This is a genomic window from Sinorhizobium prairiense, from assembly GCF_029201645.2.
In the GTDB taxonomy this organism is placed as follows: domain Bacteria; phylum Pseudomonadota; class Alphaproteobacteria; order Rhizobiales; family Rhizobiaceae; genus Sinorhizobium; species Sinorhizobium meliloti_A.
This window is the reverse complement of the sequence record NZ_CP104131.1, coordinates 1,766,323-1,792,218: the sequence shown is the minus strand read 5'-3', so window position 1 is coordinate 1,792,218 and position 25,896 is coordinate 1,766,323. Positions and strand designations below refer to the sequence as shown.

General features: G+C 62.7%; 24 protein-coding genes and 3 pseudogenes. 12 read left to right on the top strand and 15 right to left on the bottom strand.

The features are described 5' to 3' along the window. Positions 1-87: 87 nt before the first annotated feature. Positions 88-360, bottom strand: coding sequence for a DUF3572 domain-containing protein (locus N0Q91_RS11320; protein ID WP_026168581.1), 273 nt, complete (start codon positions 358-360; stop codon positions 88-90). Positions 361-516: 156 nt separating this feature from the next. Between N0Q91_RS11320 and N0Q91_RS11315 the strand changes: the two genes are divergently transcribed. Both N0Q91_RS11315 and N0Q91_RS11310 read left to right on the top strand, forming a co-directional pair. After that, positions 517-888, top strand: a complete 372-nt coding sequence (locus tag N0Q91_RS11315) for a response regulator (RefSeq protein ID WP_003537642.1) — start codon at positions 517-519, stop codon at positions 886-888. A gap of 17 nt (positions 889-905) precedes the next feature. Beyond that, a complete protein-coding gene (locus N0Q91_RS11310; RefSeq protein ID WP_100672208.1) occupies positions 906-2,273 on the top strand; it encodes a PleD family two-component system response regulator in 1,368 nt (455 codons plus the stop codon). Between the two features lie 457 nt (positions 2,274-2,730). Here N0Q91_RS11310 and rpmG read toward each other — a convergent pair whose 3' ends face one another. The 10 genes from rpmG to N0Q91_RS11260 all read right to left on the bottom strand — a co-directional run bounded on the left by rpmG (position 2,731) and on the right by N0Q91_RS11260 (position 14,681). Further along, complete coding sequence (gene rpmG, locus N0Q91_RS11305; protein ID WP_003537640.1) at positions 2,731-2,898, bottom strand: 50S ribosomal protein L33; 168 nt, start codon at positions 2,896-2,898, stop codon at positions 2,731-2,733. 94 nt (positions 2,899-2,992) lie between these two features. Beyond that, positions 2,993-4,177, bottom strand: a complete 1,185-nt coding sequence (locus tag N0Q91_RS11300) for an MFS transporter (protein WP_100672209.1) — start codon at positions 4,175-4,177, stop codon at positions 2,993-2,995. Between the two features lie 12 nt (positions 4,178-4,189). Continuing rightward, positions 4,190-4,906: an NUDIX hydrolase gene (locus tag N0Q91_RS11295; protein WP_275596417.1), complete on the bottom strand. Its 717-nt coding sequence runs from the start codon at positions 4,904-4,906 to the stop codon at positions 4,190-4,192. Further along, positions 4,903-5,358 carry a DUF983 domain-containing protein gene (locus N0Q91_RS11290; protein WP_275596416.1) on the bottom strand — a complete coding sequence of 152 codons (456 nt, stop codon included), beginning with the start codon at positions 5,356-5,358 and terminating at the stop codon, positions 4,903-4,905. Before N0Q91_RS11290 ends, N0Q91_RS11295 begins: the two co-directional genes overlap by 4 nt. A gap of 36 nt (positions 5,359-5,394) precedes the next feature. Continuing rightward, positions 5,395-7,764 (bottom strand): ribonuclease R, encoded by a 2,370-nt coding sequence (gene rnr / locus N0Q91_RS11285; protein WP_275596415.1) that lies wholly within the window; start codon positions 7,762-7,764, stop codon positions 5,395-5,397. A 2-nt stretch (positions 7,765-7,766) separates the two neighbouring features. Next, on the bottom strand, positions 7,767-10,451 hold the full coding sequence (gene topA / locus N0Q91_RS11280) for a type I DNA topoisomerase (protein WP_275596414.1): 2,685 nt from the start codon (positions 10,449-10,451) through the stop codon (positions 7,767-7,769). Positions 10,452-10,661: 210 nt separating this feature from the next. Continuing rightward, complete coding sequence (gene dprA / locus N0Q91_RS11275) at positions 10,662-11,810, bottom strand: DNA-processing protein DprA (RefSeq protein WP_275596413.1); 1,149 nt, start codon at positions 11,808-11,810, stop codon at positions 10,662-10,664. Then, positions 11,810-12,421, bottom strand: a complete 612-nt coding sequence (plsY, locus tag N0Q91_RS11270) for a glycerol-3-phosphate 1-O-acyltransferase PlsY (protein WP_100672215.1) — start codon at positions 12,419-12,421, stop codon at positions 11,810-11,812. Before plsY ends, dprA begins: the two co-directional genes overlap by 1 nt. Before the next feature lie 29 nt (positions 12,422-12,450). Next, positions 12,451-13,743, bottom strand: a complete 1,293-nt coding sequence (locus tag N0Q91_RS11265; RefSeq protein WP_275596412.1) for a dihydroorotase — start codon at positions 13,741-13,743, stop codon at positions 12,451-12,453. Then, a complete protein-coding gene (locus N0Q91_RS11260) occupies positions 13,740-14,681 on the bottom strand; it encodes an aspartate carbamoyltransferase catalytic subunit (protein WP_003533035.1) in 942 nt (313 codons plus the stop codon). The genes N0Q91_RS11265 and N0Q91_RS11260 overlap by 4 nt, the downstream gene beginning before the upstream one ends. A 142-nt stretch (positions 14,682-14,823) precedes the next feature. Between N0Q91_RS11260 and N0Q91_RS11255 the strand changes: the two genes are divergently transcribed. Next, on the top strand, positions 14,824-16,476 hold the full coding sequence (locus N0Q91_RS11255) for an acyl-CoA dehydrogenase family protein (protein ID WP_275596411.1): 1,653 nt from the start codon (positions 14,824-14,826) through the stop codon (positions 16,474-16,476). Here the strand turns inward: N0Q91_RS11255 and N0Q91_RS11250 are convergent. Next, a complete protein-coding gene (locus N0Q91_RS11250; protein ID WP_100672217.1) occupies positions 16,458-17,393 on the bottom strand; it encodes an AEC family transporter in 936 nt (311 codons plus the stop codon). The genes N0Q91_RS11255 and N0Q91_RS11250 overlap by 19 nt on opposite strands. 201 nt (positions 17,394-17,594) lie before the next feature. Between N0Q91_RS11250 and N0Q91_RS11245 the strand changes: the two genes are divergently transcribed. Both N0Q91_RS11245 and N0Q91_RS11240 read left to right on the top strand, forming a co-directional pair. Continuing rightward, entirely contained in the window at positions 17,595-17,750 is a 156-nt protein-coding gene (locus N0Q91_RS11245; RefSeq protein ID WP_275596410.1) for a hypothetical protein, read from the top strand. Continuing rightward, positions 17,747-18,082 (top strand): DUF6105 family protein, encoded by a 336-nt coding sequence (locus tag N0Q91_RS11240; protein ID WP_275596409.1) that lies wholly within the window; start codon positions 17,747-17,749, stop codon positions 18,080-18,082. Before N0Q91_RS11245 ends, N0Q91_RS11240 begins: the two co-directional genes overlap by 4 nt. Here the strand turns inward: N0Q91_RS11240 and ruvX are convergent. Then, positions 18,016-18,512, bottom strand: a pseudogene (ruvX, locus tag N0Q91_RS11235) (Holliday junction resolvase RuvX). The gene N0Q91_RS11240 and the pseudogene ruvX sit on opposite strands and share 67 nt — an antisense overlap. Positions 18,513-18,635: 123 nt before the next feature. Here ruvX and N0Q91_RS11230 point away from each other — a divergent pair. From N0Q91_RS11230 to gatA, 3 genes and pseudogenes are all read left to right on the top strand, one after another. Next, positions 18,636-19,339: pseudogene (locus N0Q91_RS11230) on the top strand (metal-dependent hydrolase). A gap of 103 nt (positions 19,340-19,442) precedes the next feature. Continuing rightward, the gene (gatC, locus tag N0Q91_RS11225) at positions 19,443-19,730 is read left to right on the top strand and encodes an Asp-tRNA(Asn)/Glu-tRNA(Gln) amidotransferase subunit GatC (protein WP_275596408.1); all 288 of its coding nucleotides are present in this window, start codon (positions 19,443-19,445) and stop codon (positions 19,728-19,730) included. A 49-nt stretch (positions 19,731-19,779) separates the two neighbouring features. Beyond that, positions 19,780-21,261, top strand: coding sequence for an Asp-tRNA(Asn)/Glu-tRNA(Gln) amidotransferase subunit GatA (gene gatA / locus N0Q91_RS11220; protein WP_275596407.1), 1,482 nt, complete (start codon positions 19,780-19,782; stop codon positions 21,259-21,261). Between the two features lie 101 nt (positions 21,262-21,362). On the opposite strand, the gene N0Q91_RS11215 is transcribed toward gatA, so the two are convergent. Beyond that, positions 21,363-21,617 (bottom strand): YjhX family toxin, encoded by a 255-nt coding sequence (locus N0Q91_RS11215; protein WP_018094884.1) that lies wholly within the window; start codon positions 21,615-21,617, stop codon positions 21,363-21,365. Positions 21,618-21,948: 331 nt separating this feature from the next. Here N0Q91_RS11215 and gatB point away from each other — a divergent pair, with 331 nt between their 5' ends. From gatB to N0Q91_RS11195, 4 genes are all read left to right on the top strand, one after another. Then, positions 21,949-23,451 carry an Asp-tRNA(Asn)/Glu-tRNA(Gln) amidotransferase subunit GatB gene (gatB, locus tag N0Q91_RS11210; protein ID WP_018094885.1) on the top strand — a complete coding sequence of 501 codons (1,503 nt, stop codon included), beginning with the start codon at positions 21,949-21,951 and terminating at the stop codon, positions 23,449-23,451. A 2-nt stretch (positions 23,452-23,453) separates the two neighbouring features. Next, the gene (locus tag N0Q91_RS11205; protein ID WP_275596406.1) at positions 23,454-23,951 is read left to right on the top strand and encodes a GNAT family N-acetyltransferase; all 498 of its coding nucleotides are present in this window, start codon (positions 23,454-23,456) and stop codon (positions 23,949-23,951) included. 172 nt (positions 23,952-24,123) lie between these two features. Beyond that, positions 24,124-24,519 (top strand): NADH:ubiquinone oxidoreductase subunit NDUFA12, encoded by a 396-nt coding sequence (locus N0Q91_RS11200; protein ID WP_018094887.1) that lies wholly within the window; start codon positions 24,124-24,126, stop codon positions 24,517-24,519. A 119-nt stretch (positions 24,520-24,638) separates the two neighbouring features. Further along, positions 24,639-25,091, top strand: a complete 453-nt coding sequence (locus tag N0Q91_RS11195) for a DUF2155 domain-containing protein (protein WP_275596405.1) — start codon at positions 24,639-24,641, stop codon at positions 25,089-25,091. Between the two features lie 110 nt (positions 25,092-25,201). Here N0Q91_RS11195 and aat read toward each other — a convergent pair. Continuing rightward, positions 25,202-25,815, bottom strand: a pseudogene (aat, locus tag N0Q91_RS11190) (leucyl/phenylalanyl-tRNA--protein transferase). Positions 25,816-25,896 lie beyond the last annotated feature (81 nt).

Genomic DNA, 25,896 nt, shown 5'->3' with positions numbered 1-25,896 from the left:
GCCGGACTTCGGGATGCTCCTTAGTCGGCACGGCGCACTCGGCACCGGGCGGTGCACCGCGCTGCGCACGCCGCGTGCCGGCAGCACTCAGCCTTCCTCGAAATCGCGCGGGCCGGAGAGGGCATGGTGCGCCCGGACGACCTCGTCCGGCGAGGTTTGCGTTTCGTTGCAGAAGGCCATCAGCGTCGGCTCGTGCTCCATCAGGAACGCAACGATGCCCCCCATGAAGCCCGGCTCGCCGACGGCGCCGCGCAGGGAGGCGGGATCGGTGCCGGTGAGCGCCAGAAAGCGCGACATCAGCTCAGGCTCGTTCGCGAGCCAGGTCAGGATGGCGATCGCCGTATCCTCAGCGTTCTTCATGATATCCGCTCTCTTCTCGTTTGCCGGCCGCAATTACCTATTTTTCAACCAAATCGCGCTAGCCTGGCGATCGACGAAAAGGGTCGAGTCGCCGTTGTTGCAACTTAAATCTCTCCCGGAGACTTGCAAGGCGGCGGCAGACAGCAAGGGATCGACATGCCCAAACAGGTGATGATTGTTGAGGATAACGAGCTGAATATGAAGCTCTTCCGCGACCTGATTGAGGCTTCGGGCTACGCGACGATCCAGACGCGCAACGGCATGGAAGCCCTCGAACTCGCGCGCAAGCACCGTCCCGACCTGATTCTGATGGACATCCAGTTGCCGGAGGTTTCCGGCCTCGAGGTCACGAAATGGCTCAAGGAAGACGATGAGCTTCACGTGATTCCGGTTATTGCCGTAACCGCTTTTGCCATGAAGGGCGACGAGGAGCGCATCCGCCAAGGGGGATGCGAGGCCTATGTTTCCAAGCCGATTTCCGTTCCAAAATTCATTGAGACCATCAAAACATATCTGGGCGATGCCTGACTGCCAGAAAGATCGATATGACTGCGCGCATCCTCGTCGTTGATGACGTACCAGCCAATGTGAAGCTCCTGGAAGCGCGGCTGGTGGCCGAATATTTCGACGTGCTGACGGCTCCGGACGGGAATGCCGCCTTGGCGACATGCGAAAAGACGCCGGTGGATCTGGTCCTGCTCGATGTCATGATGCCGGGGATGGACGGTTTCGAGGTCTGTGAAAGATTGAAGGCGAACAGCCGGACCGCGCATATTCCGGTCGTGATGATAACGGCACTCGACCAGCCGTCCGATCGCGTGCGCGGGCTGAAGGCCGGCGCGGACGACTTCCTGACCAAGCCCGTGAACGATCTGCAGCTGATGTCGCGCGTGAAAAGTCTCGTCCGCCTGAAGAACGTCAGCGACGAGCTGCGTCTCAGAGCTCAGACGGCACAAACGATCGGGCTGCAGGAGACGGCCCGCGTCGATCGGCCGGACGAGCCCGGCAGCGTTCTGCTCGTCGATGGCCGTGCTTCCTCACAGGAGCGGCTGACGCGTGCCCTGAAGCCGATCGCCGATGTCGCCGTCATATCGGACCCGCAGGCCGCTCTGTTCGAGGCTGCCGAAAGCAGTTTCGACCTGATCATCGTCAACGCGAATTTCGACGATTACGACCCCTTGCGTCTGTGTTCGCAATTGCGGTCGCTCGAGCGGACCCGCTTCATTCCGATCCTGCTGGTAACCGAGCAGGGAAACGATGAGAGAATCGTCCGCGCACTCGAACTGGGCGTGACGGACTACATCATGCGCCCCGTCGATCCGAACGAACTTGTCGCCCGTTGCCTAACGCAGATCCGGCGCAAGCATTGCAACGATCGCCTGCGCGCCAGTGTACAACAGACGATCGAATTGGCCGTGACGGATGATCTCACCGGCCTCCACAACAGGCGCTATCTGGAAAACCACCTGAAGCTGCTGATCGATCGCGCAACCACAAGGGGGCGTCCGCTGTCGATCTGCATCACGGATATCGATCGCTTCAAGCGTGTGAACGATACCTACGGTCATGATGCCGGTGACGATGTACTGCGCGAATTTGCCAACCGCGTTCGCGCCACGGTGCGCGGCGCGGATCTCGCCTGCCGTTTCGGCGGGGAGGAGTTCGTGGTCGTCATGCCGGATACGACGCCCGAAATGGCAGCGATCGTTGCGGAGAGACTCCGATTGGCGGTCGAGAGCCGTGGCTTCGACATTCCGCAGGCCGCGACGGTCCTGAACGTCACGGCGTCGCTCGGCATTGCAACCCTGAGGCCGGATGGCGATACGGCCGAGGCTTTGCTGAAGCGCGCCGACATGGCGCTCTATCAGGCGAAGAACGGCGGACGGAACCGGGTTGTCGCTGCCGCGGCCTGATCCGCCGCACATGCTGTGCTATTCAGGGCCTCGCGGGTTCTTCCAGTTGCGCTCTTCTTCGCGCGGCCGTGCCGGAGTAAGCACATCCGCAGGCGACACTGTCCGATTTTGGAACAGAATTAACCAAACGCCGAGCAACCCCTGCTCGGCGATTAAGAATGCGTTGATTTTTTTTTAGTTTCAGGCAATGCTGATAAGCGAGGAAGGAAACTTCCACAGAATTCGGTTACCCCATGATGCTCAGGTCCGCCGCATCTCCTGGGTCGTGGGGTCGGTCGGCTGGCCTCGGATTTGCGGATTCCTCGTGCTGCAACCGGACCAGTCGACCCCCATTCGAAAACGCCGCTTCGAAAGAGGCGGCGTTTTCGTTTTATCCCTTCGTTCCGTCCCCCGGAGAAAGCAAAGAAAAAGCGCCGGCCCCGCGGGCGGCGCTTCTGGATCGAAGAAAGCGGCGACCTTACTTGATCTTGGCTTCCTTGAATTCGACGTGCTTCTTCGCGACCGGATCGTATTTCGTCTTCGTCATCTTGTCGGTCATCGTGCGGCTGTTCTTGGTGGTGACGTAGAAGTAACCGGTGTCGGCCGTCGACAGCAGCTTGATCTTGATGGTGGTAGCTTTCGCCATGGTCGTCCTGCCTTTATGAAAAATTGAAAGCCGTGGACAACCTATTGCGGGCCACGGTCAAGTTGCCGCGAAACTACAAATCACGATCGAAAAGTCAAGACCGTTTTGGTTTCAAAACGATGCGGACCAGGGAAAGTACGACATAAAGCCCGAAGAAGCCGGCGATTGCCCAGGCAAATCCGTCATTGCCCGTCACATCCATGGCCGCCCCGATCACCTGCGGACCCGCTACCGTACCGACCGCGTAGGAGAACACGAAGGCGGCGTTGGCGGCCGCAAGGTCTGATCCCTGGAGACGGGAGCCGAGGTGGCTGAGGCCGACCGTATAGAGACCGGAGACGCATCCGCCCCAGAACAGAAGAACAAGCGCCATCAGAAACCAGTTTTCGACCAGCATAGGCAGGAACAGGGCGCCTACGAGCCCGATCAGGGTCAGCGCCGACAGGATCGTACGGCGGTCCTTCACGCGGTCGGAAAGCATGCCGAGGGGGATCTGAAAGATGAAATTGCCGACGCCCATGACCGTCAGCAGCAGCGCTGCCTGCGATTCGCTGAAGCCCGCGCGCGTCCCGAAGATTGGAAACAGGGAAAGGCCGCCATATTCCACCGCCCCGAAGATGAAGACGGCGGCCGTCGCGGTCGGCACCAGCAAGACATAACGCATGAAATGGCGTTTCGGCTTTTCGTCCAGCACCGGGCTTTCATTGCGCGCGAGAAAGATCGGAATCGCGGAAAGCAGGATGACGCCCGCGCCGACCGCGAAGGGCAGGAAGCCTTCGCTGCCCAGGATCGAAAAGAGCAGGGGACCGCTCGCGAAGCCGAGCGAGAGTACCGTGCCGTAGATCCCGAGCACGAAGCCGCGCCTGTTGGGGGGCGCGGTGGCGTTGATCCAGAACTCCGAAAGGATGAAGAGGACAGTGATCGCGCCGTGAAAGACGATGCGCAGGGGAAACCAGAGCCAGAAATTCGTGAGGTAGTAGAAACCGAGCGAGCTCGCCGCCGCAAACACTATTGCCAGCAGCATGGTCGGAGCGACGCCGTGACGATGGGCGAATTTCATGGTGAACGGGGCGGCGGCCATCGATGCGAGGCCGGCCATTGCTGCATTCAACCCGTTCAGCGTGGGCGCGATGCCCCGCTTTTCCATGATGACGCTGAGCAGCGGGAGCCCCAGACCGATCGCGATGCCGACGGCAGTGATCGACGCGAGCGCGGCGATCAATGAAGGCCAGTGGATTTCGTCAACCGGTCTTGACGTACCGGGCGGCGGCTTCGACATGCGATAGGGCCCTCAGAGAAGCGTACGGTGAAAGCGCCCATGGCGCGTAAAATAAAATGGAACGGTTCTTTCAGGCGGAAGCGAAGGATCCGATTCGAGATCGTTTCTCAGATCCGAGAGGATGATCGCGGTGATCTCCGGCACGCGAAGCGCGGAAAAGTCGTTGACATCGATCCATTGCAAATCCTGAAGCTCCCGGCTTTCCGCCACCAGTGAGGGATCGATCTCAGCCTCGTCCGCGAAAACGGCAAAGAACCGCGTGTCAAATCGCCTCGGCAGTCCCGGAGGAGTAATGGCCCGCGCCATATAGCGCAAATTCGAAAGATCGGGAAGAAACGGAAGCGCCGAGCCTTGGCGCTCGTGCGTCCGGCCGAGGCTTATTCCGGCTTCTTCGTAGAGCTCTCTCGCGGCCGCAAGTGCTAGCGCGCGTGCGCGAGCCACCGTGATAGCCCGCCCTTCGCCTGCCCTGAGAGATCGCAGAACCGCCGGATGAAGATCGCCGTCAAATCTCAGGCGATGGTCGCCGGGATCGCGGCGGCCACCCGGGAAGACGTAAAGGTCCGGCATGAAGACGTGGGCGCTGTGGCGTTTGCCCATCAGCACGCGAATGTCCTTGCCCGATCTGTCGAGAAGCATGATGGAGGCCGCATCGCGCGTCCTGACCGTCGGACAACTCTCCGCTTCGGCGTCGAGTGCGAAAGCGCGGCCGCCAAGCCGCTCCGGGGTCATGCCGAAGGATCTCGCGGCGGAAGGACGTCTTCCGGCAGATCGTCGTGACCGCCGAAACCGTGCATTCTCAACGCCCACTGCAGGCCGATGACCGCGCCCTTGACCGGCTGCATCAGGGCGAGCGAACTGGCAAGCGTGACCGGCGCCCATATAGCGAGATGCTGCCATGTCGTAAGCGGCAGCACGAGATCGGTCATCATATAACCGCCGAGCACGGCATGGCCGACGATCGTGACGACGATGTAGGGCGGGAAGTCGTCGGCGCGGTGGTGATCCATGCGTTCGCCGCAAGCTTCGCAGGCGTCCACCGATTTAAGGAAGGCGCGGAACAGCCGACCGCGGCCGCAGGCCGGACAGGATCCGAAAAGGCCACGCTTGATCGAGCGGCCGACAGGCCTTTTGTCGCCCTCCGCTCCGCCGAGCTGAAGCATGTCTGTCGCCGTTGCCTTCATGTCCAATCCTCGTGCCGGACGTCGCGCGTCCGGCTGTCAGTGCCTGCCGCGGGGCGGTCGCGTCCCCGGCCGTTTGCGTGCACCCGTCCGGTCGCGGCGGCCGGCCTTGTGGAAGGAACGCATTGCCGTCGGCATCTTTCGTCCCTCGCTCAGCATTTCGAAACGGAGTGCACCGGCCAACGGCACCGCTTCTACAAGCTTGACCTGCACCGGGTCTCCGAGACGGTAGCCCAGCCCGGACTTCTCGCCGGAAAGGGCCTGATGCGCTTCATCATAGATGAAATAGTCGCGCCCGAGCGTAGATATAGGGATGAATCCGTCGGCGCCATAGGCGGGGAGAGTGACAAATAGTCCCGCCTTTGTGACGCCGGAAACCCGTCCGTCGAACTCCTCGCCGACGCGGCCGTTCAGATGATGGGCGATCAGCCGATCGATGGTATCGCGTTCAGCCGCCATGGCGCGCCGCTCGAAGGTCGAGATTTCGGCGGCGATATCGTCGAGCGTTGCTTCTTCCTCGGGCATGATGCCGCCTTCGCCGAGCCCGAGCGCGGAAACGAGCGCGCGGTGCACGATCAGATCCGCGTAGCGCCGGATCGGCGAGGTGAAGTGGGCGTAGCGCAGCAGGTTCAGGCCGAAATGACCGATATTTTCCGGGCTGTAGATCGCCTGGCTTTGCGAGCGCAGTACCATCTGGTTCACGATCGTCTCGTAAGGTTTTCCGTCGGCCTTCGCGAGAATCCCGTTGAAATGGTTCGCCCGCATGTTGCCACCTTTGGCGAGCGCGATCTCGAGTGTCGCAAGGAATTCGCGAAGGCTCTCCTGCTTGGCGAGCGACGGCTGGTCGTGGACACGATAGATCAGAACCTGACGCTTCTGTTCCAGCGTCTCGGCGGCGGCGACATTCGCCTGTATCATCATCTCTTCGATGAGCTTGTGCGCATCGAGGCGTTCCGGCACGAACACCCGATCGACCGTTCCGTCCGGTTTCAGGATGATCTTGCGCTCCGGCACGTCGAGTTCGAGCGGCTGACGGCGCTCCCTTCCGCGTGTGAGGATACGATAGGCTTCCCAGAGCGGTTTGAGGATCGTATCCAGTATGGGGCCGGTCTTGTCGTCGGGAGCACCGTCGATCGCGGTCTGCGCCTGTTGGTACGAGAGCTTGGCCGCGCTCCGCATCATGATGCGGTGAAACGTATGGCCGGCCTTGCGGCCTTCCTTGGAAAAGCGCATCCGGACCGCAAGCGCCGGGCGGTCGACGCCTTCCTTCAGGGAGCAGAGGTCGTTGGATATACGTTCGGGCAGCATCGGTACGACCCGGTCCGGAAAATAGACCGAGTTGCCGCGTTTCAACGCCTCGAGATCGAGTGCCGAGCGTGCCCGGACGTACCAGGAGACGTCGGCGATCGCGACGGTGACGATGACGCCGCCGGGATTGTCCGGCGACGGATCCGGCTCCGCGTAGACCGCGTCGTCGTGATCCTTGGCGTCTGCCGGGTCTATGGTGATGAGCGGCAGGGTGCGCCAATCCTCGCGATGGGCCATTGTTGCAGGACGCGCGGCTTCCGCCTCCTGCAACACCTTCTCCGGAAAGACGTGCGGGATACCATGCGCATGGATGGCGATCATCGAGATCGCCTTTTCAGATGCGACCGAGCCGATGACGTTCTGCACCTGCGCGCGCGGCAGACCGTAGCGGCCGATCCGCGAGAGATGCGCTTCGACGAGATCGCCTTCCTTGGCGTCGCCGGTGAAGTCCGGATCGATGAGGAGTTCCTCGCCCCGCTTGTCGATCGGCATCAGTCGGCCGCCACCACCCGGCGTGGCGCGGAAGACGCCGAGCACCGCGTCCTTGCGCTTGTCGAGCACCTTGATGATACGCGCGGTATAGGCGGGGCCGCCGCGTTCCTTGGCCGGGAAAATCTTTGCGAGCACCCGGTCGCCGAGACCGCCTACGGGCGTCTTGCCCTTGGCCCTGGCGACGCTTGATTGCTTGATCAGGACTGCGGGCGCGACGCCGTCGTCGTCGAGCCACTCGGCCGGGCGGCCGATCAGGTCGCCATCGACATCGCGAATGGTAATGTCAAGAACGGTGACGGGCGGGAGCCCGCCGGGACGAACGAGCGACTTGCGCTTCTTCTCGAGGAGTCCGTCCTCCTCGAGCGAGCGCAGCAATCGCTTGAGCTCTACCCGTGCTTCGCCCTTCAGGCCAAACGCCTTGGCGATATCGCGCTTCGAGGCGTGTTGCGGGTTCTCGGCGATGAAGCGCATCAGCACCTCGCGGGAAGGAACGACGCCGTGAACGATCGTCTCCTTTTCTCCGGCCGGTGCCGTCCTGGCCGCGCGGCCGGACTTCTTGCCTGCGCCCTTTGCGGGCGTTTCGGTCGGGTCGCGCGGAATCCTGGTCAAAGTCAGTCCTTCTTGGCCTTCGCGGCCGCTTTCGTTTTCGTCTTCGCTGCTGATTTCGGCTTCTCCGCTTTCGCGGTTCCGGCCGATGCAGCCTTGGCAGACTTCGCTCCGGCCGATTTTGCCGCGGCCGATTTTCCCTTTGCCGCCTTGCCCTTGGTCACGCCGCCCTTCGCTTCGCGCTCGGCGATGAGCGCAAGCGCTTCCTCGACCGTCACCGATTGCGGGTCCTTGCCCCGCGGCAGCGTGGCATTCACCTTGCCCCAGTTGACATAGGGTCCGAAGCGTCCGTCGCGAACAGTAATCGCGCCGCCGTCCGGATGTTCCCCAAGCTCCTTGAGGGCCGCCGCGGCGGTGCGACCGCCGCCGGCGCCCTTGGACTGCTTGTCGGCAAGGACGGAAATCGCGCGGTTCAGACCGATCGAGAAGACGTCTTCGACCGACTCCAGATTGGCATAGGTGCCGTTGTGAAGCACGAAGGGGCCATAACGGCCGATGCCGGTGGAGATCATCTTTCCGCTTTCCGGATGCGGCCCGATGTCGCGCGGCAAGGAGAGAAGAGCCAGGGCCTTCTCATGATCGATCGCTGCAGGCGTCCAGCCTTTCGGCAGGCTGGCGCGTTTCGCCTCCTTGCCGTCGCCGCGCTGAACATAGGGGCCGAAGCGGCCGTTGCGTAGCGTGATCTCCTCGCCGGTATGCGGATCCTTGCCGAGGCTTTGCGGCTCGTTCGCTGCGGCTGCTTCGGCGTCACCGCTGCTGTCGGAGGAGAGTTGGCGCGTGTAGTTGCATTCCGGGTAGTTGGAGCATCCGACGAAAGCGCCGTACTTTCCGAGTTTCAGGGACAGTTTGCCGGTGCCGCAGACCTGACAAAGGCGCGGGTCGCCGCCATCTTCCCGCTTCGGGAACACGAGCGGTGCCAATTCCTCGTTGAGCGCATCGAGCACGTTGGTGACGCGCAGTTCCTTGGTGTCCTCGATCTGGGAGAAGAAGTCCTTCCAGAAGTCGCGCAGCACGTCCTTCCAATTGAGCTCGCCCGCCGAAATCTGGTCCAGTTTCTCCTCGAGCGACGCGGTGAAGTCATATTCGACATAGCGGGTGAAGAAGCTTTCGAGGAACGCCGTGACCAGACGGCCCTTCGCCTGCGGCACCAGCTTGCGCTTGTCGATTTCCACATAGTCGCGGTCGATGAGGGTCGTGACGGTCGCCGCATAGGTGGACGGACGGCCGATGCCGAGCTCTTCCATCTTCTTGATGAGCGTCGCTTCCGAATAGCGCGGCGGCGGCTCGGTGAAGTGCTGGCTGGCGTTGATCTTCTGCTTGGCAAGATTTTCGCGCGCGTTGATTTCCGGAAGGCGGCCGCCCTCGTCGCCGTCATCCGACTGCTCGCCGTCTTCCTTCATGTCGGTATAGGCTGCGATGAAGCCGTCGAAGCGGATGACCGAACCGGTTGCCCTGAGGCCCGCCTTCTTGCCGGCATTGTCGGCAACGATCTCGGCGGTGGTGCGCTCGATCTCCGCAGATGCCATCTGGCTCGCGATGCCGCGCTTCCAGACGAGATCGTAGAGTCTGAGCATGTCGCCGTCGAGGAAGCGGCGAACCTGGTCCGGCGTGCGGTCGAAATCCGTCGGGCGAATGGCCTCGTGCGCTTCCTGGGCGTTCTTTGCCTTGGTGGAATAGAAGCGCGGCTTTTCCGGAAGATAGCGCTCTCCGAACTGGCTGCCGATCGCCTGGCGCGCGGCGGCGATCGCTTCCGGCGCCATCTGCACGCCGTCCGTACGCATATAGGTGATGAGACCTACGGTTTCTCCGCCGATATCGACGCCTTCATAGAGCTTCTGCGCAACCTGCATGGTGCGCGATGCCGAGAAGCCGAGTTTCGAGGAGGCGGCCTGCTGCAGCGTCGAAGTGGTGAAGGGCGGGGAGGGGTTGCGCTTGACCGGCTTTGCCTCGACGCTCTCCACGACGTAGCTCGCGCCGTCGAGCAGGGACTTCAACCGGTTGGCTTCCTCGCCATTGCCGATCGCCTTCGGCGGCAGCCGCTTGCCGTCGGCCGAAACGAGGCGCGCTTCGAATTCGTCGCCGCGCGGTGTCTTCAGAAGCGCCGAGATGTTCCAGTATTCTTCGGTGACGAAGCGCTCGATTTCCGCCTCGCGGTCACAGACGAGGCGCAGCGCCACCGATTGCACCCGGCCCGCGGAGCGTGCGCCCGGCAGCTTGCGCCAGAGCACGGGCGAAAGATTGAAGCCGACGAGGTAGTCGAGAGCGCGGCGTGCGAGATATGCGTCGACCAGCGAGGCATCGATGTCGCGGGGTTCGGCCATCGCATCGAGCACGGCCTTCTTGGTGATCGCATTGAAGACGACGCGCTTGACCGGTTTGTCGCCGATGACCTTCTTCTTCCTGAGAAGGTCGAGCACATGCCAGGAGATCGCCTCGCCCTCGCGGTCGGGGTCGGTTGCGAGAATGAGACCGTCGGACGATTTCACCGCATCGGCGATGTCCTTCATCCGCTTGGCGGAGGCGCCGTCGACCTCCCAGGACATCTCGAAGTCTTCGTCGGGGCGAACCGATCCGTCCTTGGCAGGCAGGTCACGCACATGGCCGAACGAGGCAAGCACCTTGTAGCCTGGGCCCAGGTACTTGTTGATCGTCTTGGCCTTGGAAGGCGATTCCACCACTACAACATTCATCGACATTCTCTGAGACAACTTGTTTGGCGACCCTGCGCGCCAATACCGACGCCACGACATGGACAGGGATTCGGGCGCGGTCAAGGGGTTTGATCGAAAATAGCTATATCGCGCTCGACCGCAACCAAGCGGCAACATTCGAATCGGCTCAACCGGTGGTCGTCATTCTTGCCGTTGTCTTTGGCGCGGCGGAGCGAAGGATCCGAGCCGTCATTCGGCGGTCGCGAGCGATACGAGATTGCCTCCGTGCCGGCAGAGCTGACCGGCAAGATCCAGTTCGACGAGCACCATATGGATCTGCGGTGCGGCAAGCCCCGTATACCGAATGAGATCGTCGATCTCGACCGGCGTCGGCCCGAGAGCCTCGACGACGCGCGCGCGATCGGTGTCGTCCGGGGCCGGCGGCACCGATCGCGGTTCCTCGATACCCGGTTCCTTCACGTCCAGCCGCGAGAAAAGATCGTCGCGGCTGAGAGGCGCCAGTGCCTCGATCACGTCCGCCGAAGAGGTCGTGACGGTCGCGCCCTGTTTCAAGAGATCGTTCGTGCCGTGACAGCGCGGATCGAGAGGCGACCCGGGCACGGCAAAGACCAGCCGGCCGAAATCGGCCGCGTAACGCGCAGTGATCAGTGACCCTGAGCGGCTCGCGGCTTCGACGATCGCAACACCGAGGCTGATGCCCGCGACGAGCCGGTTCCGCCTCGGGAAGTCCCGGGCGCGCGGTTCCCAGCCGAAGGGCATCTCGCTGACCGCCAGCCCCTCGCCGGAGACGATTTCCTGCAGCAGGTCGCGATTCTCCGGCGGGTAGGGGCGGTCGAGGCCACCCGCGAGCACGGCGATCGTGCCTGTCCGCAGACTGGCGCGGTGGGCGGCGGTGTCGATGCCGCGGGCGAGCCCTGATGTAATGACATAGCCGGCAGCTCCGGCGTCGCGGGCGATCATCGCCGCGAACTTCGCGCCGCTGACCGAGGCATTGCGTGAGCCGACGATCCCGAGCGAAGGGCGGGCCGCCGCCTTCAAATTGCCCTTCGTCGCGAGAAGAGGCGGGGCGCCGTCGATCTGTCTGAGCGCATCCGGATAATCGGGCTCGCCGATGCCCACGAACACGGCGCCGAACCGGTGTGCGGCCTCGAGTTCTCGCTCGGCTTCTTCCACCGTGGCGACGCGGAAGGACCGGTCCGCCCCGCCACGACGCGAAAGTTCCGGCAGCGCCTCGAGCGCCTTCTCTGCGTTGCCGAAATGGCTGATCAGATCGCGGAAGGTTGCGGGGCCGACATTGTCGCTTCGGATCAGCCGCAACCATGCGATTTTCTGCCGTTCGCTCAGCGCCATCCCGGCACGTCGAGCGCCCGGCGGCATCAGCCCTTTTCTCCGATCCGGCTTTCGGTGCCGCTCAGAAGGCGCTGGATGTTGGCGCGGTGCTTGATCCAGGCGATGGCCGTCATGACCGCAAAGAGCACGGCCACCTTGCCGTGGCCGGCTGCATAGAGCGCGATTGGGACGACAGCGGTAGCGACGAGCGCCGACAGGGATGAGTAGCGGGTGATCTTTGCCATTGCCAGCCAGATGACTGCGAAGAGGAGCACCATCACCGGCACGAGGCCGAGCAGCACGCCGATATAGGTGGCAACGCCCTTGCCGCCCCGGAACGAAAGCCAGACCGGAAACAAGTGCCCGATAAAGGCGGCGAAACCGGCGGCGATGCCCGCTTCGACACCCCAGTAGGATGCGATCGCCGCGGCAGCCGTGCCCTTCAGCGCATCCAGCAGCAGCGTCGTGGCGGCAAGCTTCTTGTTGCCGGTTCTGAGCACGTTCGTCGCGCCGATATTGCCGGAGCCGATCTTGCGTACGTCACCGAGGCCGGCCATCCGCGTCAGGATGAGGCCGAACGGGATCGAGCCCAGCAGATAACCGAAAACAAGGCATGCGAGCGTCGAAGGCAGCCCCAACTGCCAGGAAAACATGTCCACCGGTCCCCCCTTCCGCTGACTCGCGCCGGTTATGCCGAATGCACGAGTTCGCCCGCAACATAGGTTTGGACGACCCGTCCGGTAAAGCGTGCATTTTCGAAAGGCGTGTTCTTGGAGCGTGAGACGAGTGTCTCCTTGTGGAGAACCCAAGGCTCGTCAAGGTCGATGACGGCGATGTCGGCCCGGGCGCCGGGCTTCAGCGTGCCGGCATCCAGGCCGAAGATCGCGGCCGGACGGGTGGACAGAGCATCGATCAGCCGCATCAGCGGCACTTCGCCGCTGTGGTAGAGCCGCAGCGCCGCTGCCGCCAGTGTTTCGAGACCGATCGCCCCGTCCGCGGCATCCGCGAAGGGCAGGCGCTTGGTGTCGACATCCTGGGGATCATGGGACGAGACGATGATATCGATCGTTCCGTTGGCCAGCGCCTCGACCATTGCGACGCGATCGTCCTCGGTGCGCAAGGGCGGCGAGAGTTTGAAGAAAGTCCTGTACTCGCCGATGTCGTTCTCGTTCAGGGTCAGATGATTGATCGAGATCCCGCAGGTGACGTTGGTGCCGTTCTCGCGGGCGATGCGAATGGTCTCGGCCGATTCGGGAACGGAAATTTCGGCTGCGTGATAGGCCGCACGCGTCAGGCCGGCGATGCGCAGGTCGCGTTCGAGCGGAATGATCTCGGCTTCGCGCGGAACGCCGGGAAGGCCGAGCCAACTCGCCAGCAGCCCTTCATTCATGACGCCGTTGGCGCCGAGATACTTGTCTCGGGTCTCGAGCGCGACGACGGCACCGAACTCGCGCGCGTAGGTCATCGCGCGGCGAAGCACGAGCGTATCGTGTACCGGCTGTCGCCCATTGGTGAAGCAGACGGCGCCCGCATCGCGAAGCAGCCCGATCTCGGTCATCTCCTGGCCAAGCAGTCCCTTGGTCAGGGCCGCCGCCGGATGCACGTTGACGAGCGCCTTGTCGCGCGCGGTCTTCCGCACGAATTCGACCAGCGCCACATCGTCGATCACCGGATCGGTGTCCGGCATGGCGATGAAAGAAGTGACGCCGCCGGTCGCCGCGGCACGCGAGGCCGACTCGATCGTCTCGCGATGTTCGCTGCCCGGTTCGCCGACGAAGACGCGCGCATCGACCAAGCCCGGAACGGCGGTGAGACCGGCGCAGTCCTTGACGAAGGCGTCCGCAGGTACGCCCTGGTTCTGCGCATCCTTCCCCGCCGCGAGGATACGGCCGTCGTCCCCGACGATGACGGTGCCGGTTTCGTCCAGGTTCCGCGAAGGATCGACGATGCGGAGGTTCTGCAGAACGAGTGGTCTGGTCATAGGCGCGGCCCCTGGTTCTGGGAGAGAAGCAATGTTTCCATCACGGCCATGCGCACGGCGACGCCCATCTCGACCTGCTGTTCGATCACGCTTTGCGGCCCGTCGGCGATCTCCGAGGCGATCTCGACACCGCGGTTCATCGGCCCCGGATGCATGACGAGCGCGTCGTCCTTCGCGACCTTGAGCTTCTCGGCGTCCAGCCCGTAGTAATGAAAGTATTCGCGCACCGAAGGCACGAATGAGCCGGCCATGCGCTCGCGCTGGAGCCTCAGCATCATCACCACGTCCGCATCCTTGAGGCCCTCGGCCATGGAGTGGTAGACCTCCGCGCCCATCTCGGCGATGCCGGCGGGAAGCAGCGTCGCCGGCGCGACGACCCGCACGCGGGCGCCCATCTGGTTCAAAAGCAGGATGTTGGAGCGGGCGACGCGCGAGTGGAGAACGTCGCCGCAGATCGCCACGATGATCCGCGAGAGCTTGCCTTTGGCGCGCCGGATCGTCAGCGCGTCGAGCAGCGCCTGCGTCGGGTGCTCGTGCTGGCCGTCGCCGGCGTTGACGACCGAGCAGGAGACCTTCTGGGCAAGCAGCGAGGCAGCCCCGGCCGACGAGTGGCGAACGACCAGCACGTCCGGGTGCATGGCGTTCAGCGTCATCGCCGTATCGATCAGCGTCTCGCCTTTCTTCACCGAGGAATTGCCGACGGACATGTTCATGACGTCGGCGCCGAGCCGCTTTCCGGCGAGCTCGAATGAAGACTGGGTCCGGGTCGAGGCTTCGAAGAACAGATTGATCTGCGTGAGCCCGCGCAGCGAGGAGGTCTTTTTCTCCCTCTGTCGAGAGATCTTGACGGCCTCGTCGGCGCGATCGAGCAGGAGCGTGATATCCTGTTCCGTCAGCCCCTTGATGCCGAGCAGGTGGCGATGCGGGAAGGTGATCATGGGCCGCCCTTGCATTTCTGGAATTCGGTCGCTCTATAGAACGTGGACCCCGGCGCGGCAAGCGGCGCGCCGCCCGTTCCGAAGAAAACTTGGGCCGACAGAATTGTTTCCATTTGGACAGGAAAGGCTCTAAAACCGGCCCATGAATCAGATGAACCGGACAGAACAAAAACTTGCAGAACTGAACCAGCCCAAGCCCTGGTCCGGTGTCAACGCCTTTCGCTCCGACCCGCTGGTGGTCGACATCACGTCCAGCATGCCGAAGACGCTGCGCGACGAGTTCGATGGGCTTGGGCGCTATGTGACTTCGCCCGAGGCGCAGGAACTGGCCCGGATGGCCAATGAAGGCGTGCCGAAGCTGAAGACGCACGGGCCGCGCGGGGAGCGCCTCGACGTCGTCGAGTTCCATCCCGCCTGGCATGCGCTGATGCGCCGATCCATGACGACCGGCCTGCATTCTTCCGCCTGGGAGAACCTGCCCGATGAGCGCGGCCGCTCGCACAAGGTAAGGGCGATCCGTTTCTATCTGACCGCGCAGCTCGAATGCGGCCATCTCTGCCCGCTGACGATGACCAGTGCCTCGGTCGCGGCGATTACCGCTTCCCCCGCCGTCCAGAAGGAATGGGCGCCGAAGATCCTCTCGCGCAAATATGATTCGTCCAATCGGCCGTGGATGCAGAAATCCGCGGTCACGATCGGCATGGGCATGACCGAGAAGCAGGGCGGCACGGATGTGCGCGCCAACACTTCCACGGCCGAACGGGTGGGGGAGGGCATTTATCGCCTCACCGGACACAAATGGTTCATGTCCGCGCCGATGAGCGACGCTTTCGTGATGCTGGCACAGACCCGGGAGGGGCTCGGCTGTTTCCTGGTCCCACGGCTGCTGGAGGACGGTGGGGCCAACGGTCTGCGTTTCCAGCGCCTGAAGGACAAGCTGGGCAACCGTTCCAATGCTTCCTCCGAGGTCGAGTTTTCCGACACTTTCGGTTTCCTGCTCGGTACGCCGGATGCCGGTGTCCGTACGATTCTGGACATGGTGACGCTGACCCGGCTCGACTGCGCGCTGGCCTCGGCCGGCATGATGCGCGCATCGCTCGCCGAAGCCGTCCATCATACCCGCGGCCGCAAGGTTTTCGGCAAAGCGCTTGTCAGCCAGCCGATGATGACCAGAGTGCTCGCCGACATGGCCCTGGATGTCGCGGCCGCAAGCGCGCTGTCGTTCCGCCTGGCCGAAGCCTTCGATAATGCCCATGGCAGCGCCGAGGATGCCGCTTATGCCCGCATCATGACGCCGGTCGCGAAATACTGGTGCTGCAAGATCGCCCCCGCGCTGATCTACGAGGCCATGGAGTGCATGGGCGGCAACGGCTATGTGGAGGAGCGGGCGCTTGCGCGCCACTACCGCGAAGCGCCGGTCAATGCGATCTGGGAAGGCTCCGGCAACGTTATGGCGCTCGACGTCCTGCGGGTGCTCGGGCGCCGCAAGGAACTGTTCGAGCAGCTCTTCGCAACGATCGGCCGCGATCTGGGTCCCGCCGGGCGCAAGACGATCGAGGTTCTGCGTGCCGCCATGTCGCTCTGCGAGCGGGACGAGGGCGCGGCACGCATGCTGGTCGAGCAACTGGCGCTGGCGGCGGCGGCTGCCGAACTCTACAGGCTCGGGGCCGGGCGCATCGCCGATGCGTTTCTGGAATCGCGCCTGGCCGCCGGCTGGCGCTCGACTTACGGCATGCTCGATTCGCGCTTCGATTCGGCCTATGTCCTCGATTTGCTCTATCCGGCCGCGACATAGCCCGTAACGAAGAGCACGAGCGGTATCGTCAGGAAGGAGGCCGCCGTCTGGATCGTGGCGACGGAGGCGTAAAGCTCCGCGTCACCCCCCATCTGTTTGGCCAGAAGATAGCCGTTCATGGCGGTGGGGACGGCCGCACCCACGGCGATGACCAGCAGGGCATCCCCCCGGATGCCGAGAAGCGCGCTGCCGCCCACCATGAACACCGGCATGACGATCAGCTTGAGCACGACCGCGAACAGGGCTGGGATGCTCGGGCTCAGGGCGTCGGCGACCTTGAGGCCGGCCCCGACCAGGATCAGCCCAAGCCCGAGCGAAGCGCTCGCCAGCATGTCGACCGCCGTCATCACCGGCTCATAGAGTTCGATGCCCGTCAAGTTGAACAATATCCCGAGCGCCGACGAGATGATCAGGGGATTGGTGATGATCTTCAAAAAGAAAAAACCGATGCCACGGCTGCCGCCGCCGAACCAGGTCAGAACGGCGATATTGTAGAAATTGATCGGGATGATGAGCAGTGCCATGACGAGGGCCGTCAGGCTGAGTCCAACCGCGCCGAAGAGTTTTTCAGCGACCGCCAGTGCAATGAAGGCATTCCATCGCGTGGCCGTCTGGAAGACCGACGTGAAGGTGGGCCCCGAAATGCCGCTTCGACGCAGCAGAGGCCAGGCCGAGAGGAGGGCGGCCGACATCAATGTCACGCTGCCGACCGTAGCGACGGCCGTCGCATCAGCCTCGAGTCCGGCCAGGTCCGCCTTCGCCAGCGTCGAGAAGAGCAGCGCGGGAAAGAGAAAATAATAGCCGAACTGCTCGAGCCCGATCCATAGCCCCTGGTCTACAAGCGTAGAGCGCCGGAGCGCGACACCAAGGATCACCAGCAGGAAGACGGGCAGAATGCTTTCGAAGACGATGGTCATCAGGGCTCCAGGCAGGTTCACGCACGTAGCGCCGCGCGTTCTTATGAGGTGCGCAGAACTCGCTGTAGGCCGCTGGACCGGCGGCCGCAAGCCGCCTTTCACCGTGAATATTAACCTTAACAAATGGTTTACATTGCGCTTCTGCCTCCGAGGCGGAGATACTGGCGGTGCGATTTTTTCAAGGATGGAACGGAGCGGCCGGTGAGAGCTGCCTTGCTGATCATCATGGTGATGTTTTTTGCCGGCCTGGCGCTCGATATAGCGAGCCTCGCGGCCGTCCTGACCACGTTCGTCCTGCTTGATCGTGGGATCAGCTCGCTTCTGCGCGGCCATCAGCCGGAGAGGGGCGCTTCATGAAGTGGTTGCTCATCTTCTGGGGCGGTCCCGTGATGCTGCTTACGGGCTGGTACGGGCTCTCCTATTACGACATGAGCTTCGGCGTCTTCATGCTTACGCGGGAGGCGCATGAGCTCGTCTTCCGGGTTTACGGGAAAATCCTGGGAATGCCGCCGGAAACCATTCCGCCGCTCGTCGCCCGGGCCATGATCGTCGACAGCCTGATCGTGTTCGGCCTTGTCGCGCTCAGGAAGCGGCGGCAGATCGCGGCCTGGTATCGGCGCCGTTACGGTGCGTCCCGATCGCCGGAAGCGCCTCTCGCCAGCGATGCCAATCTATCCAGCGCTCCCTGAAGAATGAAGGAAGCGGCTGCCGAGTCGATACGTTCGGCCCGCTTTTTACGCGATACGTCCATTTCGATCAGTACCCGCTCGGCTGCCACCGTCGACAGGCGTTCGTCCCATAGGACGAAGGGGATATCCGTCTTTTCCCCATATTGCGCACGAAGGCACGCGTCGCCTGGCAGCGCGGCCCCTCGGATCCGTCCATGTTCACCGGCAAGCCGATGATGAAGGCCGCGATCCCTTCCTTCTCCGCAAAGGCCAGGAGCGCCTGCGCGTCGGCGCCGAACTTGACGCGGCGGATCACATCGCGCGGCGTCGCAAAGCGCCGCCCCAGATCGGAAACCGAAAGGCCGATCGTTTTCGTCCCGAGATCCAGGCCCGCCACCGACCGATAGGGCGGCAGCCGCTCCGCGAGTTCCTCCATCGTGAGAATTGCCATGGGATTTACCGATTCGATCTTTCCAGTGCGCTGGTCTGATCCATATGCTTGTCCTAGACATAAATCGAACGATTTTATCGCCCGACTCGTCCGGGGTGCCGCGCGCGATCTGAGGAGAACATCATGAACATCAAATGGCTGGGACATTCCGCCTTCCACATCGAAACGGCGAAAGCCAAAATCCTGATAGATCCGTTTTTCACCGGCAATCCCGCCTTTCGGGACGAGGAGCGCAAGGCCGCAACGGCGGGACTGACCCACATTCTGCTCACCCACGGCCACGGCGACCACGTCGGCGACACCGTTGCCATAGCCAAGGAAACGGGGCGACGGTCCTTGCCAATTTCGACCTCTGCATGTGGCTCGGCCGGCAGGGTATTTCGAAGCTGGAGCCGGGCAATACGGGCGGAACCATCCAGCTCGGGGGCTTCACCGCCACATTCGTCAACGCGCTGCACTCGTCGGCGCAGATCACCGACGACGGCGTTTCGCATTCGCTCGGCAACGCCAATGGCCTTGTTCTCCATTTCGACGACGAGCCGACGCTCTATCACATGGGCGACACGGACATCTTCTCGGACATGGCGCTCGTGCAGGAACTGCACGAGCCGGAAATCGGCATCGTGCCGATCGGCGACCGTTTCACCATGGGCGGTGCCGTGGCCGCGCTCGCATGCCAGCGCTACTTCAAGTTCAACACGGCGATCCCTTGCCACTATGGCTCCTTCCCGATCATCGACCAGACGCCGGAGACCTTCGTTGCGGGCATGGACGGTGCCTCGACATTGGTCGCCCTCCCCGAGGTCGGTGGCGCAGTAACCCTCTGAAGAGGAGCGCAGCCGAACCGGAAACCGGTCAGCGCTATTCGCGAGTTGCACGTTGTGCAACTCGCCTTTATAGCGGGGAAACTTTGCGATACCGGAGACGATCATGTCCGTAGACCTTGCCACCGTGAAGCGCGTCGCGCGCCTTGCCCGCATCGCCGTCAGCGATGAGGAAGCCGAGCGGATGACCGGCGAACTCAACGGTATCCTGGGCTTCGTCGAGCAGCTCTCCGAAGTGGATATCGACGGAGTCGAGCCGATGACGTCGGTGATGCCGATGAAGATGAAAAAGCGCGACGACATCGTCGCGGATGGTGACAAGGCGGACGACATTGTCGCCAACGCGCCGAACTCGGATCGCAACTTCTTCCTCGTTCCGAAGGTGGTCGAATAACCACCCGCCGTCCGCCCCGCCGTTTTGAATGCGAAAGTCCGATTGCACCATGACCGACCTTACGAGCCTCACGATCGCCGAAGCCCGCGCGAAGCTTTCCGCCAAGGAGATCACCGCGGTCGAGTTGACCGACGCCTATCTTGCCGCGATCGAGGCAGCCAACCAGACGATCAACGCCTATGTCGCCGTCACGCCGGAAAAGGCGCGCGAGATGGCGAAGGCATCGGACGCCCGCATCGCGGCCGGTAAGGCCGGCGCGCTCGAGGGCATTCCGCTTGGTATCAAGGATCTCTTCGGCACGGAGGGCATCCACACGCAGGCATGCAGCCACATACTCGACGGCTTCGAGCCGCGCTACGAGTTGACCGTGACCCAGAACCTGTGGAACGACGGCGCCGTCATGCTCGGCAAGCTTAACATGGACGAGTTCGCCATGGGCTCGTCTAACGAGACCTCCTATTACGGACCGGTCAAGAACCCGTGGCGCGCTAAAGGCTCGAATCTGGACCTGGTTCCCGGCGGCTCTTCCGGCGGGTCTGCGGCCGCGGTCGCGGCGCGTCTTTGCGCCGGCGCCACCGCGACCGATACCGGCGGCTCGATTCGCCAGCCGGCGGCGTTCACCGGCACCGTCGGCATCAAGCCGACCTATGGACGCTGCTCGCGCTGGGGCGTCGTCGCCTTCGCCTCGTCGCTCGACCAGGCGGGCCCGATCGCCCGCGACGTGCGCGATGCGGCGGTCCTGTTGAAGTCGATGGCGAGCATCGATCCGAAGGACACGACATCCGTCGATCTGCCGGTGCCGGACTACGAAGCCTCGATCGGCCAGTCGATCAAGGGCATGCGGATCGGCATTCCGAAGGAATACCGCGTCGACGGCATGCCGGAGGATATCGAGGCGCTCTGGCAGCAGGGCATCGCCTGGCTCAGGGATGCCGGCGCCGAAATCGTCGATATCTCGCTGCCGCATACGAAATACGCGCTGCCCGCTTACTACATCGTCGCTCCGGCCGAAGCGTCGTCCAACCTCGCGCGTTACGACGGCGTTCGCTACGGCCTGCGCGTCGACGGCAAGGACATCATCGACATGTATGAAAAGACGCGCGCCGCCGGCTTCGGCCAGGAGGTCAAGCGTCGTATCATGATCGGCACCTATGTACTCTCCGCCGGCTATTACGATGCCTATTACCTGCGCGCGCAGAAGGTCCGGACTTTGATCAAGCGCGACTTCGAGCTCGCCTTCCAGGCGGGTGTCGATGCGATCCTGACGCCGGCCACGCCGTCCTCCGCCTTCGGCATTGCCGACGAGGACCTCGCATCCGATCCGGTGAAGATGTACCTGAACGACATCTTCACCGTGACGGTGAACATGGCCGGCCTTCCGGGTATTGCGGTGCCGGGCGGGCTCGACCGCAAGGGGCTGCCGCTCGGTCTGCAGCTCATCGGCAAGCCCTTCGAAGAAGAAACGCTGTTCAAGACGGCCCATGTCATCGAACAGGCAGCCGGCCGCTTCACGCCCTCCAAATGGTGGTGACGGCGTAAAGAGGCGTAATCCGTCGAAATCGCGGCAAACCGAACGCATCGGATGCCGGAGACGATATCTCCGGCATCCGGTGCAATTCGGATCGCCGGCGCTCAGCGGTTGTTGAGCTCCGATCTGACCAGATGCAGTCCGCGTTCGGTGATGCGATAGGGCTTACCGGCCGACGACTTGATCGCTCTCTTTCGTTTCAGCTTACGGAAAAGCTCGAGATCGACACCGGGATAGACCCAGCCGTCTCTCGTAAAGCAGCGAACGTCCGCGATCGCCTTGCCTTCGCGGGTGATTTCAATGCGGCCGCCCTGGGCCAAATGGTGAAGAATGCGCTGTTCGGCGCGTGAAATGTCCATCGTTGGAGTGTTCCGGAATGGCGTTCGTCAGAACGCAGGAAAACGTTCCGTTCTTCGCGAGAAGAGCGGGGTTTACGTTTCCGGCCCATGCACGCTTTTCAGTGGAAGCGGGCAGGGCCCTTACCGGGACTCAGACTGATGGAACATAAAGACTCCTGTCGGATCTCGCGCTTTCTAGGAGATCGCCGCGCAATCGTCAAGGTTGCAATCACCGGCTGCGAGAGCCTGCATTGTCCAGTGCCGATGTGCGGCCGCGCCTTACAAGCTTGCACCGTGGGATCAATTGCTCTACCGAGAAACCACGAATTCAGGCTTCAAAGAAGAGCATGACATGAGCATCGTCGACGTCCGCACTCCTGATCCGAAACGCTTCATTCCAGGCGCCACCGGCGACTGGGAGGTCATCATCGGCATGGAAGTCCATGCGCAGGTGCTGAGCAATTCGAAGCTGTTCTCCAGTGCGTCGACCGAGTTCGGGTCGGAGCCGAACGCCAATGTGTCGCTGGTCGATGCCGCAATGCCGGGCATGCTTCCGGTCATCAACGAGGAATGCGTCAAGCAGGCCGTGCGCACCGGCCTCGGCTTGAAGGCAAAGATCAACAATCGCTCGATCTTCGACCGGAAGAACTATTTCTATCCGGACCTGCCGCAGGGCTATCAGATCTCGCAATACAAGGATCCGATCGTCGGCGAAGGCAAGATCATCATTTCCGTCGGTCCGGATCGCCAGGGGCAGTTCGAAGACGTCGAGATCGGCATCGAGCGCCTGCATCTGGAGCAGGATGCCGGCAAGTCTATGCACGACCAGCATCCCGCCATGTCCTATGTCGACCTCAACCGGTCGGGCGTCGCGCTGATGGAGATCGTCTCGAAGCCGGACCTGCGGTCGTCGGACGAGGCGAAAGCCTATCTCACCAAGCTCCGCTCGATCCTGCGTTATCTCGGCACCTGCGACGGCAATATGGACGAGGGCTCGATGCGCGCGGACGTCAACGTCTCGGTTCGCCGCCCGGGCGAAGCTTTCGGCACGCGCTGCGAAATCAAGAACGTCAACTCGATCCGCTTCGTCGGCCAGTCGATCGAATACGAGGCCCGTCGCCAGATCGCCATCCTCGAAGACGGCGGCGCGATCGACCAGGAGACCCGTCTCTTCGATGCCAACAAGGGCGAGACCCGCTCCATGCGTTCGAAAGAAGAGGCGCACGACTACCGCTACTTCCCCGATCCGGATCTCCTGCCGCTCGAGTTCGACGATGCCTTCGTGGAAGCTCTCAAGGCCGATCTTCCCGAATTGCCGGACGACAAGAAGGAACGCTTCGTTCGCGATCTCGGTCTGTCCGTTTACGATGCGTCCGTTCTCGTCTCGGAAAAGGCGATTGCCGATTACTTCGAAGCCGTGGCCGAAGGCCGTGACGGCAAGGCGGCGGCGAACTGGGTGATCAACGATCTTCTCGGCGCGCTGAACAAGGCCGGAAAGACCATCGAGGAAACGCCGGTCTCGCCGGCGCAGCTCGGCGGTATCATCGATCTCATCAAGGACGGCACCATTTCCGGCAAGCTCGCAAAGGATCTCTTCGAAATCCTCTGGAGCGAGGGAGGCGATCCGGCCGAGATCGTCGAGAGCCGCGGTATGAAGCAGGTCACCGACACCGGTGCGATCGAGAAGGCGGTCGACGAGATCATCGCCGCCAATCCCGACCAGGTTGAAAAAGCCAAGGCGAAGCCGTCGCTCGCCGGCTGGTTCGTCGGGCAGGTGATGAAGGCAACCGGCGGCAAGGCCAATCCGCAGGCGGTGCAGGCCCTCGTAAAATCCAAGCTCGGCATCGAGGAGTGACGATGTTCTTCGTCCGTACCGCGAGCGAGCGCGACCTCGAAAAGGTTCGCGCTCTGCTTGCCGAGACGTGGCACGCGACCTACGATACGTTCTACGGTGTCGAAAAGGTCAATGAACTGACGGCGAAGTGGCATTCCGTCGAGGCCCTTCGCGCGCGCTTGCAGCGCAAGCACTCCGAGTTTGTCGTCGCCGACAACGGCAGCGAGCTTGCCGGGATGGGCTATGCCGCCATGTCCGAGTCGCTGGAAAAGACAGCCGTGTTGCACCAGCTCTATGTGCTGCCGAAGTATCAACGCCATGGCGTCGGTCGCGACATGTTCGCGGAGCTCGAGACCTGCTTCCCGGACGCGGAACGCATGCGGGTGGAGGTGGAGCCGCAGAACCTGCACGCGCTCGCCTTTTATCGCGCGCACGGATTTGTGGAAGTCGCAAAAACATCCAGTTGCGGCGACGAGCAGTCCGGCATACCGGCGCTCATCCTCGAAAAGCGTCTTTCCTGACCTTTGACGCCGCTCGCATCGATGCGACACAGCCGCTTCGGCCGCCAGATGCAGGTGAAATGCCCCGCAGCCAAGAGCGGAATCACTGGACAAGCCGGAAGCGGCGCGGCATAAGCGGGGGCGAGATTTTGACATCCGGCTGGCTCCCATCGGCCGGTAAAGGACGATGCCTATGAAGCTCCTGCTGCAGATTTTCACCTGGTGGAACGGACAGACGATCGGTACCCGGTTTCACACCTGGCGCCATGGCCAGCGCGTCGGGGAAGACGAGTTCGGCAACGTCTACTATCAGGGCGGCACGGACTCTGAGGGGCGGACGCGGCGTTGGGTCATCTACAACGGCCCTGCCGAGGCGTCTGCGATCCCGCCGGGCTGGCATGGCTGGATGCACCACCGCACCGACGTCTCCCCCGCCGACGAGAAATATGTCGTACGCGAGTGGCAGAAGCCCCACCGCGCCAACCCGACCGGCACGCCCGGTGCCTATCGGCCGAAGGGGTCGATTGCCGGCGCCGGCAAGCGCCCGCGTGTGACCGGCGACTACGACGCCTGGACGCCGCGCTCCTGAGCCTGGGCTCTTCGGGTATCATCCCGCGACATTCGGGACGATCACGGCGCAGCCACATTTCGGGTTTAGCGCCTGAAGTCCATCCGGGACTAACAGCAATGTGCGGGGGATTGGCGGTAATGGCGGGTTTCTGTCTGCGGGATTTGATTGGCCGGGGAGGGCGGTTTGCTGCCATTGCCCTTCTCCTTGCCGCTCCGGTGACGTCTACCGTCGAAACCGCGCAGGCGGCGCGCCTTTCCAACGCCGTCGCGGTCTTCTCCGGCATCGACAAGATCACCGGCCGCATCACCAGTTTTGACGTCTATATCGGCGAAACGGTGCAATTCGGTGCGCTGCAGGTAACGCCGCGCGTTTGCCACAGCCGCGACGAAACGGAAGCGCCGAAGACGACCACTTTCGTGGAGGTGGACGAAATTACGCTCGACCGGAAGATCCGCCGTATCTTCACCGGCTGGATGTTTGCCGACAGCCCGGGGCTCAATGCGGTCGAGCACCCCGTCTATGACGTTTGGCTGCAGTCCTGCAAGACCTCGTCGGACGTCCCCCCGCCGGATACGGCGGCAAAGCAATAGAGCACTTGGCAAGGCGCCTCCTGCGATCCTTCTCTCTTTGCCTGCCACTCACTGCTGCCACTCACTGGAGCGACGCAAAGCGTAAGCCTTTCCTTGAGGAGGCATGATCCTCAGAATTCGAGATTTGGCGAAGCTATGGCTTTCGCGAGCAGAACTTCGTACTGAGCCTTGGGCACGTCGACTGCACCGAAGGACTTCAGGTGTTCGGTTGTGAATTGCGTGTCGAGGAGCCGAAATCCCTTGGACCTCAATCGCTCGACCAGATGGACGAGGCAAATCTTCGATGCGTCGGTGCGCCGCGAGAACATGCTTTCGCCGAAAAAGGCTGCGCCGAGTGAAACGCCGTAGAGTCCGCCGACGAGTACATCTCCCTCCCATGCCTCGACGCTGTGCGCATGGCCCATTTGGTGCAGGGCCGCATAGAGGGAGCGGATCGTGTCGTTGATCCAGGTCGTCGGCCTGTCCCGTGCGGGCTGCGCGCACCCCTCCATGACCTCAGCGAAGGCCGTATCGAAGCGAATGTCGAAGGGACGTCTGCGGATCGCCTTGGCGAGGCTGCGCGAGACGTGAAACCGGTCCAGCGGAATGATGCCGCGGATCTCGGGCTCCACCCAGAAAAGTTCAGGATCGTCGGCCGAGTTGGCCATGGGAAGAGACCGATCGAGTAGGCGCGCAACAACATGTCCGGCGTGATATCCGGTTGTTTGCTGCGCGTCTCCTTCAATGTCGTATCCTATGCGGATGTTGTGGCCAGATGGTGCTCCAGCCAATGGATATCATAATCGCCGTTTGCGATATCCTGATT